This is a genomic window from Lysinibacillus sp. NPDC095746 (genome assembly GCF_044763535.1).
GTDB lineage: Bacteria > Bacillota > Bacilli > Bacillales_A > Planococcaceae > Lysinibacillus.
Genome location: NZ_JBIWGL010000005.1, coordinates 151,572 through 172,341 on the forward strand (window position 1 = coordinate 151,572; position 20,770 = coordinate 172,341).

A 20,770-nucleotide genomic window follows, 5' to 3' on the forward strand; every position below is an offset into this window, starting at 1 on the left:
TCTCATGAAGGAGGGAAATTATGAAAGACCAGAACAATTCACTACAAAGTCGTTTACTCGATTTTTTTGGTGAAGAAGAATATAAACCATTAACCGTTGGCGAAATCGAGGACGTATTTGGCTTTGAAGATGCTGACGAATTTAAAGAATTAGTGAAAACGTTAGTGCGTATGGAAGGGCAAGGCTTAGTTGTGCGTTCTCGCTCCAATCGTTATGGCTTGCCAGAGCGCATGAATTTACTTCGGGGTAAATTTATCGGACACGCGAAAGGCTTTGGCTTTGTGACACCTGATATTGAAGGGATGGATGATGTTTTCATTCCACCGCATGAAATAAATGGTGCGATTAACGGCGATATCGTTTTAATTCGTGTTTTAAAGGAATCATTCGGTGATCGTCGTGAAGGTACGGTGACAAAGGTAGTGGAGCGTGGACAAACGAGCTTTGTTGGGACGTTCCAAGCTAATCGAGGCTTTGGCTTTGTTGTTTTAGATGACAAAAAACTACCGATGGACATTTTCATTGCTAAGGGTGATACATTAGGAGCTGTTGACGGGCACAAGGTTGTTGTTGAGGTAGCTACTTGGCCAGAGGATTTAAAATCGGCAACAGGCTATATTACAAAAATTTTAGGGCACAAAAATGACCCAGGTGTGGATATTCTCTCTATTTTATATAAGCACGACATTCCACCAGAATTCCCTGAAGAAGTAGTTGCTGCTGCGCAACGAGTGCCAGATGAAATTACAGAGGCAGATTTAGAGGGCCGCCGTGATTTACGCCATGAAACGATTGTGACAATCGATGGAGCTGATGCGAAGGACTTGGATGATGCTGTAACCGTAACGAAAAATGTAGACGGTACTTATAAACTTGGCGTACATATTGCAGATGTTAGTTATTATGTAACACAAGGCTCTGTAATAGATGTTGAAGCATATGATCGTGCGACGAGTGTTTATTTAACAGACCGCGTTATTCCAATGATTCCACATCGATTATCGAATGGGATTTGTTCATTAAATCCACAGGTTGATCGTCTTGTACTGTCTTGTGAAATGATTATTGATGCAAATGGTAATGTGATTTCACATGAAATTTTCCAAAGTGTCATTAAAACGACTGAGCGTATGACATATAGAGATGTTTACAAAATTTTAGAGGAGCAGGATGCAGAGCTAATTGCCCGCTATGAGCCACTAGTGCCAATGTTTAAACATATGGCTGAGCTGTCTAACATTTTACGTACTAAACGTGAAATGCGTGGTGCAATTGACTTTGACTTTAAAGAATCTAAAGTGATCGTGGACGAAGATGGATGGCCAGTAGATATTGAATTACGTGAACGTACAGTAGCTGAGAAATTAATTGAAGATTTCATGCTAGCTGCCAATGAAACAGTTGCAGAGCACTTCCATTGGATGAATGTACCGTTCCTTTACCGTATTCACGAGGATCCAAAGCCAGAAAAGCTGCAACGCTTCTTTGAATTTGTCACGAATTTCGGTATTTTAATCAAAGGTACAGGGAACACAGTACATCCAAAGGCGCTACAGGATGTATTAAAGGCCATTGAAGGTATGCCAGAGGAGCCTGTTATTTCAACAATGCTGCTACGCTCCATGCAGCAGGCAAAATATTATCCTGAAAGCTTAGGTCACTTTGGTTTATCTACAGATTTCTATACACACTTTACGTCACCGATTCGACGTTATCCGGACTTAATTGTCCATCGTTTAATTCGTACGTATTTAATTAATAAAGATACATCAAAAGAGACAGTTGCACAGTGGAGTATGGCGATGGATGAAATTGCTGACCATACGTCAGAGCGTGAACGCCGTGCTGTCGATGCAGAACGCGATACTGATGCACTGAAAAAAGCACAATATATGTCCGATAAAATTGGTGAAGAGTTTGAAGGAATCGTCTCATCCATTACAAACTTCGGGATTTTTGTGGAGCTACCAAACACGATTGAAGGACTTGTCCATATTAGCAATATGACAGATGACTACTATCGCTTTGATGATCGTCAAATGATGATGATTGGGGAACGTACAAATCGTCAATTCCGTATTGGTGATGAAGTTACAGTTCGTGTAGCAAATGTTATTATTGAGGAGTCATCGATTGACTTTGAAATCGTCGGAATGGTAACGTCTTATGGACGAACTCGAAAAGCTGCACCTACTGTTATTCACGCACGTAAAAATTATAGCGACAACAAAGATGGTCGTAATGGCCGCAAAGGTGGTCGCAACGGGGAAGAGCGAGGCGGACGTGGCAGTCGCAGTGGTCGCAACGAAGAAGAACGAGGCGGACGTGGCAGTCGCAGTGGTCGCAATGAAGAAGGACGAGGCGGCCGTGGCGGTCGAAATGGTCGCAATGAAGAAGGGCGTGGCGGACAAGGAGAGCGACGTGAAAACGACCGTGATCCACGAGGACGCCGCAAAGATGGCTCAAGCCCAGGCCCTAAAAAAGGCGTGAAGCAAAAGCAAAAGTTCTACGAGGGCGTAGCCAAGAAAAACAAAAAGAAAAAACCAAAACCAAAACGCAAATAACGTAAAAGTATAGGTGAAGGCATCATTAGCGCTTTAAAACAAATTGAAGTGGGTGCTTTCACTTTATCAATAAAAGCAGGTTGACCCTGCTTATCCTTTAAGTAGAGGGTGATTTTATATGGCAAAAGGTACTGGGAAAGTATTAGCACAAAACAAAAAAGCCGGGCACGACTACTTCATTGAAGACACAATTGAAGCGGGCATGGTGCTCACAGGCACAGAAATTAAATCCATCCGTGCAGGAAGGGTTCAACTAAAAGAATCCTATGTACAAATCCGCGGCGGTGAAGCATGGATCAACAATATGCATGTCAGCTCATTCGAACAGGGCAACCGCTTTAACCATGACCCACTGCGCGCCCGCAAACTACTGCTTCATAAAAAGCAAATCGGCGAACTAGTAGGTGCCGTAAAACGTGACGGCTACACAATCGTCCCGTTAAAAATGTACATCAAAGACGGCTATGCCAAGCTTTTAATCGGCGTCGGCAAAGGGAAAAAGGATTACGACAAACGTAACGACATGCGCAAAAAAGAAGCAAAACGCGACATGGAACGTGCCTTCAAAGCAAAAAATCAAGATTAATAGGTTGTTAGAAAGCTCACTATTGGATGGTGAGCTTTTTGTATTTAGGTGGAGTGAGTCGGAAGATGTAAGATGATGAAATAAAAAAATCATTGTGAGCTAGCCAATCTTTTCTATCATTGCGGGACACTTGAACTATAGCTAGATTTGCTTTATAATAAGTATTATTGAATGCCAGATTACATGGAAGCGTACTTTTAGCTCCCACCGTACTAGAAGAAATTCTAGCTCCTTTGCTTGAACGAGGCCATGTGCTTCGATTCATATTCAAGGGGACGTTACGGATTCGACAGGGATGGTTCAAGCTTTGGTCGCGCGTCGGAGGTCTCGGCTCCGTCATCAACGGAAGTTATATAATAACTGGCAAACAACAAAACTTAGCTTTCGCAGCGTAAGCTCTTAAGCGCTCTGCCTCTCTATCGCCCATGTAGAGAACGTGGGGCCCAACTTTAGTGGGATACGGTCGATGGTGCCACCTGAGTCACCGACAAGAGATTTCCAGGTTAGCGTACAGGACGCCTGTTTGTCGGCATAATGCTACGTGAATCGTAAATAGGCAAACTACACGCGTAGAAGCTGAAGTATTGGAGTTTCTGGACGCGGGTTCGACTCCCGCCGTCTCCATAATACGATTTCATTGAGTTTCAATGAACGTTAAAACCCTTGTATATCAAGGGTTTTTTATTTTATCTATGTCATATAGTTTCATTGAGTATCAAACGAACGTAGTCAAAGCGTAATCGCTCAACTACATTTCAATGTAGCTGACGAACTTCTGTATAGCTTCTTCTTTCGCTTTCTTTGTAACGTGTGCATAGATGTTCATTGTCGTTTGAACGTCACTATGCCCTAAACGATCCTGCACCTCTTTTAAGCTAGCTCCAGCCTCAAATAACAGTGAGCAGTGTGTGTGACGTAAACCATGTGTTGTAATTGTCCCTAGCTTATACTTCTTCTGTACATGTAGAATCCACTTACGAGTTTTAGTAGGCTGTATATACTCATTCACTGCATTGCTAAATACAAGCTGCTTTGGTTGCATTGTATTAAAGCCTAGCACTAGGTAATCTTGCTTTTGCTGTTTCTTCCATTCCTTCATGACAGCCATTGTTTTGTCGTCCATTTTAATTGTACGAGAGTCACCTGTTTTTGTAGTTTTTAAATAAATGTGGTTATTTTTTCCGCTAGAAATAGCTTTATTGATTTGTACCTCATTAGTATTAAAGTTTACATTATTCCAAGTTAATGCTAGTGCTTCACCTTTACGCATACCGCTGAATGCTAATAAACGAAATAGTGCATAAGCCTTGTAGTTACTTTCCTTTTCTAAACAAGCTAAAAATTGAATAAGCTGCTCACGAGTATAGAAGTTTTCCTTCTTTTCTTCAACTTTAATTCGTTTCTTTAATACGTTTGTAGGAAGTTCTACGAGCGCAAAAGGGTTAGTTGTTAAGTACCCACGTTTGATAGCAAAGTCTAATACTTTGGCGGCATATGATTTTGTTGCACGGAAGTTTTTTAATTTCGTCGCCCATTCATTTACATGCTTTTGACATACATCAATCGTAATTTTCTCGATTTTATATGCAGCCATCGCTGGTAATATGATTTTTGAAAATCCTAGTAGTCTTTACAAATGTACTTTCCTCCACTGTATTTTCGTATTGAACCACCCATAGGTCATAAAGCTCCTGATCGGGTACGCCGATCTTTGATGTAAACAAGAAGACCAGAAATGAAGCGCCAGTGGAGAAAGACATTAGATGAAATTATGGTATCTTTTGATGACGAGTTGAGATAAAGTCATTTTGAAATTAACCTTTTTTCTTTAAAAGGAGTCAGACTCGCAAAATTATTTATAGGCAATTTATAAATATTATGCATTCTGAATAATAGGAATCAATTACTTTGCTAAACCAATCATTATAATAATCCATGGGTGAAGACAGTTTGAAGCTTCGGATTTTATTGTTTCGGAGATGTAAGAAAAGGCTTTAGAGCGCCTAACTGAAAATCAACATCTACTGATGCATTTCGGATCAAGGTTTTTCGATAGTTCTGTGGTGGAGAAATTCTTTGACATACTGCTGACATCAGACTTCCTCTGTTTAAAAAGATTTGAAAGTGTATAGCATTTTAAATCAGAATTAGAATAATATATAACGTAATACAGAACAAAATGAATTAAGGGAAAATAAAAAGGCATGAGCTTAATTCATTATCGAACTCAAGCCTCAACAGCTTCCTAATGCATTAACCGTGTTAACTTTTAGGGGTCGGTCACTTCAGATTTGATTTTCGTAAGTAAGCTTATAAGTTTAAGCTAAAACATTTAAGGTTATTTCTATTGTAAAAATCCATTTTTAAAAAAAACAGGTAATATTCATACAAATATCATTTGAATATAAAGAATAAAATGAATATAATTTAGTCAACATGTAACTTCCAGTAATTAAATATAAAAAAATAATTACAAATTTAGAAAGGAGTGAAAATAAATGTTGAAAGGGGTATTAAATCCAAATCCAATGTTAAAAAAAGCATTGCATTATATTTCAATGATAGGGACATATATGGTGCTTTTCGGTATTATCTTTTTATTTCAAAAGTATACAATTGGTCTGTTCTTTAGTATTAATAATAGGATTTTTTTTAATGTACCCCTAGAAATATTAATTTTCACTCCAACCACAATATTGATTATTAAACATTTTTTTGATATTTCGTCTCCATATTCAGATGATTAGTCTTCTCGGTTTTCTTTTTCGAGAAGGCTTTTTAATTCTTCTGGTAATTCTGCTTTGATTTTAGTGAAATTTTCTTGTTGTATGTTTTTTAATTTTTCTAATTCATCAGCTTTTTTTAGTAAATTATCTCCTAATAATCCTTTGATATTAATTTCAGTCGAAGAATTATCAGCTTTTTTAGTTTTTACTTTAACCTTACTTCCCGCTAATATAACAATTAATAATCCAATACCTACAATTAATTGAGGAGCATTTGAAAAGAATTCTGTAAAACCAGGCGATTGCACATTTAGCTTTAAATCTAAATCATCTTTTTCGTATTTTTCCTTTATACCAGGTAATTCATTCACTACCGGTACCAAATCAATAACGCTATTCACAAAATTAACTAAATCAAAAGCCGGTATATCACCTTGTTTTTCAACACGTAGTACTAAATAAGCTTTACCGTCCTTCATAAAGAAATTATGTAAGGTTCTATCTATATAATGTGCATAATCATTTGCATTGTTAATAGTTTGATGTGATTGCATCATTCTAAATAAATAAGGATCAAGCTTTGATTTTTCAACTATTTTAATCCATTCAACATTCCTAGACTTAATATAAGGACAAGAACCTTCGTCAATTTCTGTTGCACTTACTTCTCTTATATATGGGTCACTAACAATTACACCGAAACGGATAAAACTTGAATTTTCGCTAGGAATCATAACTATATCTCCGACTTGCATTTCAAACAAGAAGCGGTGAATTTGTCCATATATTCTACCTGACTGTTCTTTGGGATAAAAACCTTCAATTTCCTGTGCGATATTATCATTTTTCTTTTCTTCTATAAATTTATTGAAGTCCCTGCATTTATTCCAACCAATAGCTATGAAATTCTTTATATAGAATTCATCAAAATACTCACCAGCATTAGTTCTAACAAGCCAATAATTACGTGTAGAGTCAATTTCGACTATAGGTAAACCAAAAGTATCGATCGAACTCTGTGCATTTGTTTCCATAGTTCTACCTCCATATGTTTTATTCTATTATAATGTATTTATTTAAATAATGGTAAGATAGTATAAAATATCAATAATTGGTGGTATGTATATGGATAAAAATTATGCAAATGAAATAGTTATGTTTTTAGGAGTTGCAATTGCTATTGGTGGTTTATTCCCGGATTATAGCAATAATTCAGCACTTGTTGTATCTGTGACACTTGCAGCTGTTTGTTTTTCTTTTTTTGATTTAATAAACTTTTACAACAAATGGTATAGAATGCAAAAAGTTGTATTGTTCTTAGGCATTTTTTCAATAATTGTAGTTCCCTATCTTTCGTTTATTACAACGTTTTTAGATAAACAAAATAATTTTTTAACATTACTTGGTTTGGCTATTGTAATGTTTCTAATGGGTTTAAAGCAAAAAAAGCAAGAGGAAGAAGACGTAGAAAAATTAAGTAAGGGTATAGCAAAGCTTGAAGGAATAATAAATGAACAAAATAAAATAATTACAGAGCAAAATGGTCTAATAAAGATATTAACTTCTAATATAAGTGGAGATAATCTGCAAATTAATGGAGAAATTAAAAGTAATGATGGATCTAAACAGCAAGATTGAGATATACGTTTATGTTTATTCTTTTTTTGTTATGTATAGGTATTGAGTAGCTAACAAGTGCGTTGATCCAAGAAAGATTTAAACTTTTTGTTGAAGAATGTGGTTTAACACAACTAACATTAAGGAGTACTTATTAACAATTAGGTTGTACTTACTGTATTAATTATTAATTTAAAATTTTCTATCAATAATAGACAGACACCACAATAAATGTGAATAATAGATCTTGCTCCTGCTACATCTTTTTATCAAACGTAGTCAAAAAAATCAATTGCCCCCGCAACCCTTGATATAATAACATTCTGAGACGGTTGGTTCGACTCCCGCCGTCTCCATACATAAGGTGGCTACAAACGTTTCATCTCAACGTTTTTGAAGACTAGGGACATTGAATGGGAGTGGAACTCTTACGCAATATCCCTTTTCTTATCGCTACGGAAGAATAACATATTTGAAACAGTTCGTAGACCTTCTAATTACACAATTAGGGGGTTTTTTTATGTCTAGTAGAAAGCATAGGCATGATATTTTGCTGTTGATAGTGAAGTAGTAGAAATGATACAAACACAGAAAGTTCAGCAGAAATGGAAAGGTAAGCAAATAGCTGAAGCACTTGAAACGGTACTTATCTGCTACAAACAGTATTAGTATTATTTATTCATTCATTCATTCATTCATTCATTCATTCATTCTTAGATCCCTTGGTCGCAACAAAGGTATGATATTAAATTAGTGAACAGACATCACGTAAAACTTAAAAGCATACATAGATATACTCGATATGCCATTAATAGATACACCAAAATACAATGATTCAATAGGCACTTTCGTAGCTATAGGCAATGGAAAGCAAGAGAAATAACTGCATTTGTTGTCGTTTGTATATCATTATGGCCAAAAAGAACCTTTATTTCCTTCAAACTAGCACCCGCATCAAATAACAATGAACAATGTGTTTAAGAAATGTTTAAGAAACAAGATCTGAATGTTAAAGATGACTCATTTAAAAAGGAATTAGTCGTAATAATATTTTATACTTAAGGTGATAAATAAATTATTTTTCTAATTCTATTACTTCCCTTAATTAAATATTACCCGTATAATAAATCATGTTTGTGGAAGCAATTTCCTTTACTAAGTATATTTTTCACAAATATAATACAAAATTTAGGGGGATGGGTGAGTGAATAAAGATAGTGAAACCCGGTTAAGGGTTGTTTCAATTAAAGAATTACAATTTCTTACTTGCTTAAAACACAACTTATGGGGTGCGAATAATTCCCACTTACATAATTGGGCAGTTGGAGACTACATAGTTTTTGTCGTAGATAAAAAAATTACTGCACTTGCTAGAGTTAATGGGGAGCAATATAAATCAGATGAAAAGATATGGACAAATGGTAAATATCCTTATAAACTCCCAATTGTTTTTGATGTAGTTTTAGCTAATGACAATCGAATTGCCATCGTAGGTGAAGTAAAGACATATTTCAAGAATAATTGGGATAATTATGGAATTCCTATAAGATTTAAATTGTTAATTCCTGACGATTCTGCAAGGGAAATATTAAATATCATTTTTGAACAGAAAAACTCAATTGAATTTTATCAAAGCAATGTAGATGAACTTATAGGCAAATTTCAATATGATGACGATAAAAGTGATGATAAAGATAGTATTTTTTGGGAAGAGAAGAGAGATGGTAAATTAGATTTAAAATTTAGAAGTCTAACTTTAAGTAATTGGCGTCAATTTGAGATGATTGATATACAATTCCATGAAAATTTAACAATATTGACAGGTGCAAATGGCACAGGGAAAACGACATTATTAAATTTGTTAAACTACCATTTTGGCTGGGAGACAGAATTTATTAATAGCGAAAAGTCAAACGAAAATTTAACCTCTTTTCAAGATGTTAAATATATTGGTGAATTAACTTATAACAATGGAAAAAATGGGAGAATAAATTTTCCTAGTGTTTCATCTTATACATATAAATTGGAAATTGACAATAAACAGAATATTAGTGGTTTATATATTCCATCTCATCGTTCGGTTTTTGGCTTTAATGAAGTTGAAAGCATTCCAACTAGGATTAAACCTTTAGAGAAGTTGTATAGTGAATATACAGATCTGATTAAAAGTGATTATAACTTGAATGGTAATAATATTAAACCCAATTATGTCCTAAAAGAAAGTCTAATATCTTTAGCTGTATTTGGATACGGTAATGATGTAATTAAAAAAAATATTAATTCTCTAACTGTATTTGATGAGTTTAAACAAGTTTTAAAAGAAGTACTACCACCAAAGTTGGGATTTAATGATATTTCTATAGTTTTACCAGATGTGATCTTCGAAACTAATTCTGGAAGCTTTTCAATCGATGCAGTTTCTGGTGGCATAGCTGCAATTATAGATCTATCTTGGCAGATTTTTTTGCATTATAAGATTAAAGATAAATTGGTTGTCACTATTGATGAACCTGAAAATCATCTGCATCCTGAGATGCAAAGGAGAATAATGCCTAGTTTAATTAAAGCCTTTCCTAATATACAGTTTATCGTTATTACGCATAATCCATTTATAATAAGTTCTGTAAAGGATTCTAATATATATATTCTAAATCATAATGAAAAAAATAAAGTTGTTACTGATAAGTTAGATTTTGTAAATAAGGCTGGAACTTCAAATGATATTTTAAGAGAGGCTTTGGGTCTACCTATTACGATGCCTATTTGGGTTGAGGATAAATTAAATCAAATAATATATAAATACAGTGAATTAGATATTACAGAGGAGAATTTTCAAGAGTTAAGAAATGAAATGGAAGAAATTAGTTTAGAAAAGTACATTCCAACTACAATAGTGGATATTATAAAACAGGTGAAAAAAAATGATTCAACTAATTAAATTAAATGAACCAGATGTTCTATCACAAAATAACACCGAATGGAGAAAGCAGTATCTAAGTTATTTTAATTATGACGGAGTTAATTACACCAAAAAAGAGGGTGTGAAAATACCTGAATCATTGGTGAAAAAATACAACAGTGATGATATAAAGGAACAATTGCTCATAGAAACTAATAAAAAATGTGCTTATTGTGAGAGTAAAATGACACACATCACGTATTCGGATATTGAACATATTAAACCTAAGGCACATCGTCCGGATTTAATTTTCGAATGGGGAAACCTTACTGTTGCATGTGAAAAATGTAATAGAACTAATAAGAACGATTATTATGATGAATTGGCTCCTTTAGTGGACCCATTTAACGATAATCCCGAAACCTGCCTTTATGCATTTGGTTCAATAATTAGACATAAAGATGGGGATAAAAAGGGCTTTCGTACTCATAAAGTTATTGGGCTTAATCGTCCGGATTTATTTGAAAGAAGAAATGAGAGAATAGAGAAAGTTTCAGTAATGATAGATCAATGGCGCGATGAAAATAACCACGGACATAAACAAATATTATACAAAGAAATATTAAAAGAAATGGAACCTGATAAGGAGTTCTCTTTAATAGTAAAATACTTATTACTTGCTGAAAAAATTATTTAAAGGAAACTTATGGTGAGTATAGTATATTGGAAATAACGAATGCGATAGCCAATAACCCTCTATCTAATGAATTTTCAGATGTTCTATGAAACGATTCTATTTGATAGTTTAATATACTTACTTCAGTAAGGTCTAAGATCTAAGTTCGTAAATATGTAATATTCCTTAATGAAGAAAATCCTTATAAACAATAGGAGTAATGACTCCAATCCCTTGTGGATCTAATTGTCGACATAATGAACGTAAATCGTATATACCCAAGGTATAAATACAATCTGAAATATTGGATTCATAGGACTCTCTAATCCAACCGTCTCCATAAATAGGATTTAGATTTTGTAATTAAACAAAAATCCCCTTTATCAAGTATTTCTTGATAAGAGGGGATTTTTCTAATTTTATATTAAATTTTTTAAGGAGTTAGAATACTGTTCTTTGAATGTAGTCCAACATTCTTCATTTTTAGCCCATTGAGTAACGTTTCGTTCTCCAGCAGAAATACGTAAATGATCCAATGCTGCTTTAGCGATTGTTTGGACACAACGTTCCCACTCTGAAGATAATTCTTGTTTTTTCCATATATCCTCTAAATCAATTTGATTTTTATATAAATGGTTTAACATTGAGACAGTATAGTAAATAACATTAGCTTTATAGCCTTTTAAATTCATTTTCTCTACGATACTTTTAACGTAGTTGTTGATAATGCAGTAAGCAATTAAATTTGTATAGTAGGGTGTATCGATACTTTTAATTTTGTCACCCTCTGATAAATCATACTTCCAATATTCATTATTTAAAGACATGAATTTTGTGAAGGCCTCTTCACCACCTTTACTGGAAACGTGTGGATATCCATTCCATGACATAAAGTATTTTGCTACGTCTACTTTCCCTAAGACAAATTCTTTTGGATAGAGTTTTTTAAAATCATTTTGTTCTCTACCTTTTTTACGGCGACCTATGTCAACCATATACTGACCACGCGCACGTTCAAAGTACCATTTAGACTCTTCTTTTCGCCCGTCTTGGCCAGGAATCCATGTATTACGTGAGTATTTTTCGATATCTGATAGAAATCGTGTATTTGCTAATAAATCAGATTTGTTAATTTTATTCTGTGTATTGGCATACTCGGATATTTTAGAAATCATCTCATCTTCTAAAAGATAGTTATCTCCGTCATTTTTAGAATCTATATGGATAATTGTTAACTTTGCTTGAATAAACACTTCATCCAATGGTACATCATTTTTATAAGCTTGATGGATAGAGGCAGTAGTTTGACCACCATTTACGATTTGCCAGCTTTTTAAGCTTTTAATACGATATAAATTAGAATCATTAATTTGTTCAATGTCTCCAGACTTCGCTACTGTAGAAATCCCATTGTTATATGCTACAAATAAATCTCGTTGTTTGGGATTTTTTAAAGTGTCTCTTATTCCCTTGTTAGTACCGCCACGTGCTTGTAAAAATGAACGCACATTTCGCTCAACTAGTTTTGGTCCAAATTCATCATATAATTTTGCCAATAAATGTGCTGGAACATATCCAATATAGCAATCAATCCCATTATGAATAACGTCCGTGGATAATTTAGGGACTTTCATCATCTCAAAATTAGTATCGTATTTACTAAAATTTATTTCAAAGTCTCTTATACCTTGCTCTGCCTCTGTTAGTTTATGAATACGGTCCATATCCCATACAAATACATTTACATTAGGTATACCAGGTATAGTCAAATCAACAGGTTTATTGGATGTGTAGAATCGATTTGTCACAACATAGATATTTACTTCTTCAAGCTCATTTTGAACGTCTAAGATATGTTTGGCTAAATTAGCAACTTCTAAAGTTCTCTCTGCATAGGTATGAAAGGATTTTGCATTTGTGAAAAAACGCTTTGCTCGAGTAGCAACTTCTGTAACAGTTGTTTTTGATATTTCAGGTAGAGAATTATCTTCATATTCAATATCATAATCCACTACATAAAGATTTAAAGAGTTACTTGCTTCTGAATAAAGATAACCATTTAGTTGGACCTTAGCATTAGAATTTCCAAAGTAAAAAACAGTTGGCTCATCTTCTTCCGAAATAAAGGGTAGAATTGCTTCTAGAAATGGGGTTTGGCGACTGCCGATTGTAGCGCCGCGTCTTTCAACAGCCTCCATAAATTCGTTGAAAAACTCTAATTTTTGTTGAATTTCATTCATCTTTCACACTCATCTTCCATTGTTTAAATAGTATACTTCTTGAGAATTTACTTTGAACTCTTCACAATGAGATAAATCTACCGAATAGGATACATATGAAACACCTTTTGGTAACATATTTGGTGTTAATTTAGGGAAATCGCCATCTACTTTATATGCTATATCTTCTAATACAGAAAATTTATTTTCCATATAATCTTCTTTAATAATACGAAGTTCTAACAATAAATTTTCCAGCGATACAATAGTTGAAGGCGCTCGAGTATTTAAAATATTGATGATATCCGTTAATATGTTGAATAAATCTTCTCCTTCTGTATCAGATATCTCAACACGTAAAACATATAAATACAAATTTTTAATGATAGGTGTTAACTCTAACTGACGCTCACTAGAAATTCGAATATCTTCACGAATTTTAGGACAGATTGTTTTAATTTCTACGCCTGTTTTAGCAGCGACATAATCAATCCGATTCATTAATGGGCCTTTCCAATAATCCATAATTATTGGTGGTGCATCAGGAAACTTGTTGAGCCAAGCTCTAAAGAAATATAATTCTCCATAAAGACCCATCTGCTCCTCAATCGTTAATTTACCATCTCGTTTACGCATGAAAAAGTTTTTCCATTGGTCCAATACTGTGTAAAGAGTAGAGAATAAATCTTCCTCCAAATTATGAATAATATTGTCATAGACACTTTGCATAACATTATCAAAAATTTCAATGCTTTGATCTGGTTCCTGATATAATACCAACATTTTTTTCTCTTTTAATGGTCCTATTTTTTTATGGAATTCCTCTTTAACCGTTAGACCACGCCATTTAGGGAAGGTTTTCATTTTATCTTTAGGCCAATTTTCTTTAGTTATATCGATATAAAGTCTGCGTTCTTTTGTTAAAGAATCCACGCCGATCATGATACAAGGTTTTTTAAAATGGATAGTTTTTAATTTATAAATTGCCTCACTTTCAGAGGGATTAATTTGAGTAAGTAATTCATTAAAAGCTTCTGTTACCTTTGTCATTCTTTATTCTCCTCTTCATCAAAAACTGTTTTATTTTTTACATATTTTTGACGTGCTTCAACGATTTCTCCTTTTAAATTTTCTTTATATACTCTTGGGAAATCAAAAGCAATACCAATTGGTACAAAGTTTTCATTGAAATCATATTCCAGCTCATTGAATGCAGGTATCTGTGGATGTAATGGATAAATTATTAATAATGGATTAGCATTATCACGGATTTGCTGATTCTCTAAATCAATTAAAAAGTGTTTTCCAGAAGTGATTGCACCTAAATCAATAGAATAATAGTTAGTATGGTTTTCTTCTGGATTTATTCTACGTAAAACGGCATTTTCTATTTGTATATCGCCTAAGTTTACGGGAAATTCTTTTATACTTTGACCAGACGCATTTGCTTTTCTAACTTCACTTCTGTTCAATGATTTTTTTGTAGCGTCTACAACAACAATGTTAAAGTTTAAATATTCTCCACGAGAAATTTGTTTTTGTATATAATCAAATATTTTGTTTGAAACTACTTTAGTTGCATTAGGATCAGTTTTATATGTTTTTAGGAACTGAAGAATGTTCTGAACAGAAACATTTTTGGCTACATAATATTTAGTATCTCCTACAGTACATTGAGTAAAATTCTTAATGGATTCTATTAACTTGATAGTAATATCCATATTTGTTTTATAAAAATCTAGATCCTTACTAAATAATCGTGTTTGAGGTTTTTTACCTCCTAGATAATGTAAGAATTCAGCTGTTTTCATTTTGGCAGGGCTTGTTATATCCATATAATCATGTCCGAGTACGGAGACAGCATAGTCATAAGGAGTAAGAATCTCGTGTTTTGCTAACCAATCGAACTCTTTACGTACTTCTACCATTACTTCTGCTAAATGTTCAAAGTTTGATGCAATTTGTTGTGAAGTATAGATACGACAAAGATCCATATAGCCATTACGGAAACCAAACCAACGCCCCATTTGTAAAAGAGAATCGTACATACTTGTTCCACGGTAGTAGTAGGAAACAGTTAAACCATCCAGTGTCAAACCTCGAGATAATTTATTTCCACCGATAGCAATTACGTTCCATCCGTTTTCCTTGCGTGAATCATAATCTAATATATCTTTACTATCACCGTTAATAGCCAGAATGTCTATTTTCCCTAATACTTTTCTAATTTCTTTATAAACTTCTACCCATTCAAGTACTAGATAGCAATGTTCGGTATTTTTGTCATTAAACGTTTTTTGAACTTGAACAAAATCTTTTATATATAAATTTTGTAATTGATTGATTGTTTCATCAGTCGACGCATAAAGGATAGTATTTGAAAATTCCTCAAAGTAGGCTTCTACTACTTTTTTTAGTTCTAATTGAATATCTGTTAAATGAGATGCATGGATTAGCATGGAGTTATGCTCTTTTTCTTGATTGCGTAAATTTCTCACTGCTGTAGCAATAATAAAGCTCTGAATAGCTTGTTTCATTGAATACGGTACATAATTGATTAATTCTGCATGCTCTTTATTTTTAATATTATTGAATAAATCCAAATCATCCTGATTTAGATGTCGAATATATTGTGGTTTGTCATCATCTTCTTCATATCCAGTAACATTAAAGTATTCCTCTGGACCACAATATCCATCTGGTTTGGGTAATGCAACGATAAAATCTTTTGGATATAAGTCTTCTTGTACTTCCTCATCAGTTGTTCGAGAGTCAATGAGTAAGTTAGCAAACGGAGTTGCAGTATAACCTACGTATGATTTACGGTTAAATTGATTTAAAAGGCGACGGATTAAACTATTAATTGTTTTTGGTTTCTCATTAGAATCTGCTGTGTCAACAGATGCTTGATCGGCCTCATCATCAATTACTAAAACAGGAACGTTACGATAATCAGCTGATAAGTTGCAACAAGCTTCAATCACAGTATTTAATGTTTCAAGAACATCTTTATTTTTTTTAACAACCATTAAATTTGGTACATTCAAATTATGGCGTTGATCTTTGGCTTTAATAGAAATATCATTTTCTACATCAGTCCATGTTTGTACTAATTCCCCCTTATTAGATATTGAAGCAACTCCCGTAGCAACTTTAGTAACTTTATCAATCACACCAACGACCTCTTTTTCAAGCCGTAATTGTGTTTGAGAACGTAAATCATTATGCATACCGGCTAGTACAATAACTAATTTGTAACCAACATCATAAGCTTTGTTGATTAAACCAGTAAAGTTTGCTGTTTTACCAGATTGTACATATCCCAACACCAATCCTCTATAATCAAATTCAGTTTGTTTATTAGGGTTTCCAATACTTTTTAGAATTTCATTAGTTGTGGTATCGATGGATCTAATAGTATCGATTGGCCAATGTTTGATCTCTTCTAAATACTTAGAATAGCGATACCAATAGTAACTAAATTCTAATTCACCATCTTCCCATGCACTATCTTTAGAAGCACGAATTACACTTGTTGGTTTTATAATAATTTCTTGCACATGCGTATCATATATCTCTAATAGCCACTCCTCTAACTTGTCTGCTGTTAAGTCGAGATGTTTCTTTTTAATCTTCATTTTTGCTGCATTCATTGCTATATCAGCTGCATCTTCAGTATTTAAAATAAGAAGCTTTTTGTATGTTTCAACAAATGCTTTTTCTAATTCATTTTTAATAGTATCTTGTGTGTCAATCATTGATAACATCCTTTAATATAATTTTTTCTAATGCAATTCTACCAATAGATTCGAATTGTGGGAAAAGCATAAGAGATTCGACTAATTCATCTAGTGGCATATCTGGATTCTTTTTCAATAATTCTCCTGATATTAATACCAATAAATTTTTCAATTTCAAATCAAGAGATTCTTCTTCACGTTGAATTAAATGTTCCATCTCAAATAAATTCATTGGTGAGCCAAGTTCAATTAAGTTAAGATATAAATTTAACTGTTTTTTAGTCTCATCGTCTATACTAGACAAAATTTCATTTAGGATAGGATGGAGTCTATTTAAAATATACTTACCGTGGTTGTTATCATTATCTAGCTCCCAGGTATTTAATGTGCCGATAGTTCTTTTTATCCTAGAGCCGGATGTTCGTTTAGTACGGTATAACATTATATCTTGAGACAATTGGCGATAGTATCTACCAATGGATTCTAAATTTTCTTTTGCTTCTTCAGGTATTGAAATGCTAGATTTTTTAATGTCTATTTTCCAATCATCATCAGACGCATTTAAAAAATCTACTCGTATTCTTACGAGATCATAGATACTTTCTTTTTTGAATAAACCAAGCCAATCACCAAATGTAACAAGGCGATTTTCACGATAAATATAAAACCCTTGATGTTCACGCCAACCCTTAAGACCACCAGCTTGAGTAAATTCTGTACTATTATAATTTGATGGATGTGGTAATACATACGGTCGTACGATTACCCGTTTCCCATTAACGCGAAAAGCCTGTTTTTCTCCCTCTAAAATTTTTTCTTGTATAGTTTCTGACATATTTAATAAAAATGGATCCCATCCATTTAATTGATTATTATTAATTGTGATGGTTAATTTATCATTTAATAGTAGATGATAAACTAATTCTAAGTAGTCACGAATTCTTTTTATTTTCGTAAAGTAACTTTTCTTTTTTAAAGGAGACGATAATCCAGCTTTTGAAAAACGATCTAATTTATCTATGTATACAATAGTTCCACTTTCACCTTCAATATCAGGTAAATCGTGGAGTATAGAATCTGGTACTTTCTTATATAAATACCATTCATTGTGTTTACTAACTAGATCTAAGTCCCAGCAACGTTCTGATATGATGCCATTTTTTTTAGAAATAACACTTACTCGTTTTCCTAGAGAAAAACTTGCTGTTTTAAGTCCCATTCCAAAACGTCCTAATTCATTTTTATCTCGTTCATCTCGAGGATCCTTTGAGCCAATTGTCATTGCTATTTGTAATTCATCTTCATCCATTCCACTTCCATTATCCTTGATTAATATGAATCCATCACCACTGCCATATTCAAATTGTAAATCGATAGCCGTAGAATGAGCATCAATACTATTATCAACAATATCTGCAATAGCTGTTTGAGCTTTATAACCTATATTTCGTAAAGCATGAATAACAGGAGTAGCGGCTGGTTGGGTGTGGATTGTACCATCCATATATTTCAACTCCTCATGTGAAGATTAACCTATTACTATGATACCATATAATGGTTTTATGGAAATATCTAATATGATTTAGAGTAGCTATATCTGATGATTACTCTGTTTATAATCTATAACTAAATTATAAATAGTCCAATCTAATTACAGAAGAAAGATTAGATGAAATATAATTTTGTCGTTTTTTATAATAAGAATAGATAAAAACAATTGATAAATTTATCAGAATCCTATATGCTGCAATAAGAGTAGTTTTTAATAGGAGCGAGATTTAATGAGTAACAAAGTAAGTAAATTCAAACTTATCGATTTGTTTGCTGGAGCCGGTGGATTAAGTAATGGTTTTGAACAAACTGGTAGATTTGAAGTAATAGGTGCTGTAGAAATAAACAAAGAAGCAATTGAAACGTATGTTTATAATCATAATAAAAATGAAAATATTATTATTAAGCCTGAAGGTAGTAAAATTAGTGATATAACTAAAATTGATTTTAAACAGTTTTTAGACTCAAAAAATATTTTGGGTGAAGAGATAGTCGTAACCGGGGGTCCGCCTTGTCAAGGGTTTTCGAATGCGAATCGTCAAAAAAATCATTTGATTTCTGGAAATAATCAGTTGGTAAAAGAATTTGCTAGGGCAATTGAAGAAATTCGTCCAATAGCATTTTTAATGGAAAATGTTAAAACAATGAACTCCGTAAAGCATAAGTTTTTTGTGACTGAAAATTGTGGGGGTATTTATGGATACAGTTCTGAAGAACATCTAATTAAAATTATTGAAGGGTCAAACCAGAAAAAATTTTGGGAAATAGAAGAGCTAACTTTAATAGAATGTAAAAACCCTGATTTAGGGCCATTAATAAAAGAGCTTGTTACATCAGAATTTAATCCTGTTCTTTATAAAGAAAAGCATTTATCAAAGTTGCGAACAATAGTTCGGAATTTAAAAAAGAAGAGGCTCTATATTATTGAAAAGAAAAATGAGATTGAAGAAATAAATGAACTCATTACTGCAATAAATAAATATGATAAGTCAAATTTAAAAGAAATTGGATTATTTAATGGTGTAATTCTAAACACGACTGAAGTTTTACAAGCATTAATTGATCATAAACATGATAATAACGAAACTTCGTTATCAAATCTTATAGATTTTATTAACATCAACCAATTATTAAGATATTTAATAGAGTTGAAAAATGAGAAAATAATTTGCTTCGGTGAAACTAAAGTGAAATCAATATCTGAAGAAATACGAGTTAGTGTTCAAGTGAAATCTTATAATATTGTTCAATATTTAGATGCATTTTTTAAATACCTTGGCTATGATATTGATTATAAAGTAATGTTAGCGAGTGATTTTTTTGCACCTCAAAATCGTGAGAGGTTTATGATATTAGGTGTGAAAAAAGAGAAGGTAAATAATGGACCTGTACAAATGCCTGCAAAATTCGATTCAGATCAATTACCATTTACGGTGTTCGATGCTATAAAAGATTTAGAAGAGATAACTCCAAAGAAAGACATTAATGATAATAAACTTCCTTATTCTGTAACTGATCATATAACTAGAATGCAAAAGTATTATCGTTTAGGTATGAATGAGAATTTAATTTATAATCATATCAATACTAATAGTGAACCATTAAGTAAACAAAGATTTGAGGCATTAAAACAGAGCGGAGGGAAGAATTTCCATAGTCTTTCGGATGAACTAAAAGAGATTTCTTATACAGATAGTTCACGCACACAAAACACAGTTTATTTAAGGTTGAACTATAATGAACCTTCTCCAACAGTAATAAATGTTAGAAAATCAATGTGGCAACATCCAGCGAAACCGGAAGCATTAAGTATTCGGGAAGCGGCAAGACTTCAGTCCTTTAAAGATAACTATATATTTATTGGAACAAAGGACAAGCAATATCAACAAATAGGTAATGCAGTGCCTCCTTTACTAGCACGAGCAGTAGCTGATCAAATGTTAAAAATAATAGGAGAAAATCCAGTCAAAAAATTATCAGATGAATTTAATTAACTTTAGGGATTAGTTACAATTAGCATCTCCTACATTAAAAAACAACAAATGAATATGTCCCTCGTCCATTTCCTTCTAAAAAAGACCTTTTCTTGAAACAACAGTAAGCCCGTAATCAAATAACGCATATAAACAACCAGGCACCTCCGGTACGATAAATGTATCAAATTATAGGAGGTGCTTCTTTATGTCAACTAC

General features: G+C 33.1%; 13 protein-coding genes and 1 other RNA gene. 7 read left to right on the plus strand and 7 right to left on the minus strand.

What is annotated here, in order from left to right; genetic code table 11:
• Nucleotides 1-20: 20 nt before the first annotated feature.
• From rnr to ssrA, 3 genes are all read left to right on the plus strand, one after another.
• The gene (rnr, locus tag ACIQ7N_RS05920; protein ID WP_402930797.1) at nt 21-2,564 is read left to right on the plus strand and encodes a ribonuclease R; all 2,544 of its coding nucleotides are present in this window, start codon (nt 21-23) and stop codon (nt 2,562-2,564) included.
• A gap of 118 nt (nt 2,565-2,682) precedes the next feature.
• A complete protein-coding gene (smpB, locus tag ACIQ7N_RS05925) occupies nt 2,683-3,150 on the plus strand; it encodes an SsrA-binding protein SmpB (protein WP_402930799.1) in 468 nt (155 codons plus the stop codon).
• 271 nt (nt 3,151-3,421) lie between these two features.
• Nucleotides 3,422-3,777: a transfer-messenger RNA gene (gene ssrA / locus ACIQ7N_RS05930) on the plus strand.
• Nucleotides 3,778-3,898: 121 nt separating this feature from the next.
• Here the strand turns inward: ssrA and ACIQ7N_RS05935 are convergent.
• The 3 genes from ACIQ7N_RS05935 to ACIQ7N_RS05945 form a co-directional block, all read right to left on the minus strand.
• Entirely contained in the window at nt 3,899-4,744 is an 846-nt protein-coding gene (locus ACIQ7N_RS05935) for a tyrosine-type recombinase/integrase (RefSeq protein ID WP_402930801.1), read from the minus strand.
• Nucleotides 4,731-4,910, minus strand: a complete 180-nt coding sequence (locus tag ACIQ7N_RS05940) for a tyrosine-type recombinase/integrase (protein ID WP_402930803.1) — start codon at nt 4,908-4,910, stop codon at nt 4,731-4,733. Before ACIQ7N_RS05940 ends, ACIQ7N_RS05935 begins: the two co-directional genes overlap by 14 nt.
• 983 nt (nt 4,911-5,893) lie before the next feature.
• A complete protein-coding gene (locus ACIQ7N_RS05945) occupies nt 5,894-6,910 on the minus strand; it encodes a hypothetical protein (RefSeq protein ID WP_402930805.1) in 1,017 nt (338 codons plus the stop codon).
• 91 nt (nt 6,911-7,001) lie between these two features.
• On the opposite strand from ACIQ7N_RS05945, the gene ACIQ7N_RS05950 reads away from it, so the two are divergent.
• From ACIQ7N_RS05950 to ACIQ7N_RS05960, 3 genes are all read left to right on the plus strand, one after another.
• Nucleotides 7,002-7,514, plus strand: a complete 513-nt coding sequence (locus ACIQ7N_RS05950) for a hypothetical protein (RefSeq protein WP_402930807.1) — start codon at nt 7,002-7,004, stop codon at nt 7,512-7,514.
• Between the two features lie 1,183 nt (nt 7,515-8,697).
• Entirely contained in the window at nt 8,698-10,431 is a 1,734-nt protein-coding gene (locus tag ACIQ7N_RS05955) for an AAA family ATPase (protein WP_402930809.1), read from the plus strand.
• Nucleotides 10,415-11,089: an HNH endonuclease gene (locus ACIQ7N_RS05960; protein WP_402930811.1), complete on the plus strand. Its 675-nt coding sequence runs from the start codon at nt 10,415-10,417 to the stop codon at nt 11,087-11,089. The genes ACIQ7N_RS05955 and ACIQ7N_RS05960 overlap by 17 nt, the downstream gene beginning before the upstream one ends.
• Nucleotides 11,090-11,487: 398 nt before the next feature.
• On the opposite strand, the gene ACIQ7N_RS05965 is transcribed toward ACIQ7N_RS05960, so the two are convergent.
• Genes ACIQ7N_RS05965 through ACIQ7N_RS05980 form a run of 4 tightly spaced genes read right to left on the minus strand, consistent with a single transcriptional unit; the run spans nt 11,488 to nt 18,531 of the window.
• On the minus strand, nt 11,488-13,308 hold the full coding sequence (locus tag ACIQ7N_RS05965) for an AIPR family protein (protein WP_402930813.1): 1,821 nt from the start codon (nt 13,306-13,308) through the stop codon (nt 11,488-11,490).
• Between the two features lie 9 nt (nt 13,309-13,317).
• Nucleotides 13,318-14,337, minus strand: a complete 1,020-nt coding sequence (locus ACIQ7N_RS05970; RefSeq protein ID WP_402930815.1) for a PD-(D/E)XK motif protein — start codon at nt 14,335-14,337, stop codon at nt 13,318-13,320.
• Complete coding sequence (locus ACIQ7N_RS05975; RefSeq protein ID WP_402930817.1) at nt 14,334-17,045, minus strand: Z1 domain-containing protein; 2,712 nt, start codon at nt 17,043-17,045, stop codon at nt 14,334-14,336. The genes ACIQ7N_RS05970 and ACIQ7N_RS05975 overlap by 4 nt, the downstream gene beginning before the upstream one ends.
• Entirely contained in the window at nt 17,038-18,531 is a 1,494-nt protein-coding gene (locus ACIQ7N_RS05980) for an ATP-binding protein (RefSeq protein WP_402930819.1), read from the minus strand. The genes ACIQ7N_RS05975 and ACIQ7N_RS05980 overlap by 8 nt, the downstream gene beginning before the upstream one ends.
• A gap of 277 nt (nt 18,532-18,808) precedes the next feature.
• Here ACIQ7N_RS05980 and ACIQ7N_RS05985 point away from each other — a divergent pair, with 277 nt between their 5' ends.
• On the plus strand, nt 18,809-20,572 hold the full coding sequence (locus ACIQ7N_RS05985; RefSeq protein ID WP_402930821.1) for a DNA cytosine methyltransferase: 1,764 nt from the start codon (nt 18,809-18,811) through the stop codon (nt 20,570-20,572).
• Nucleotides 20,573-20,770: the final 198 nt, after the last annotated feature.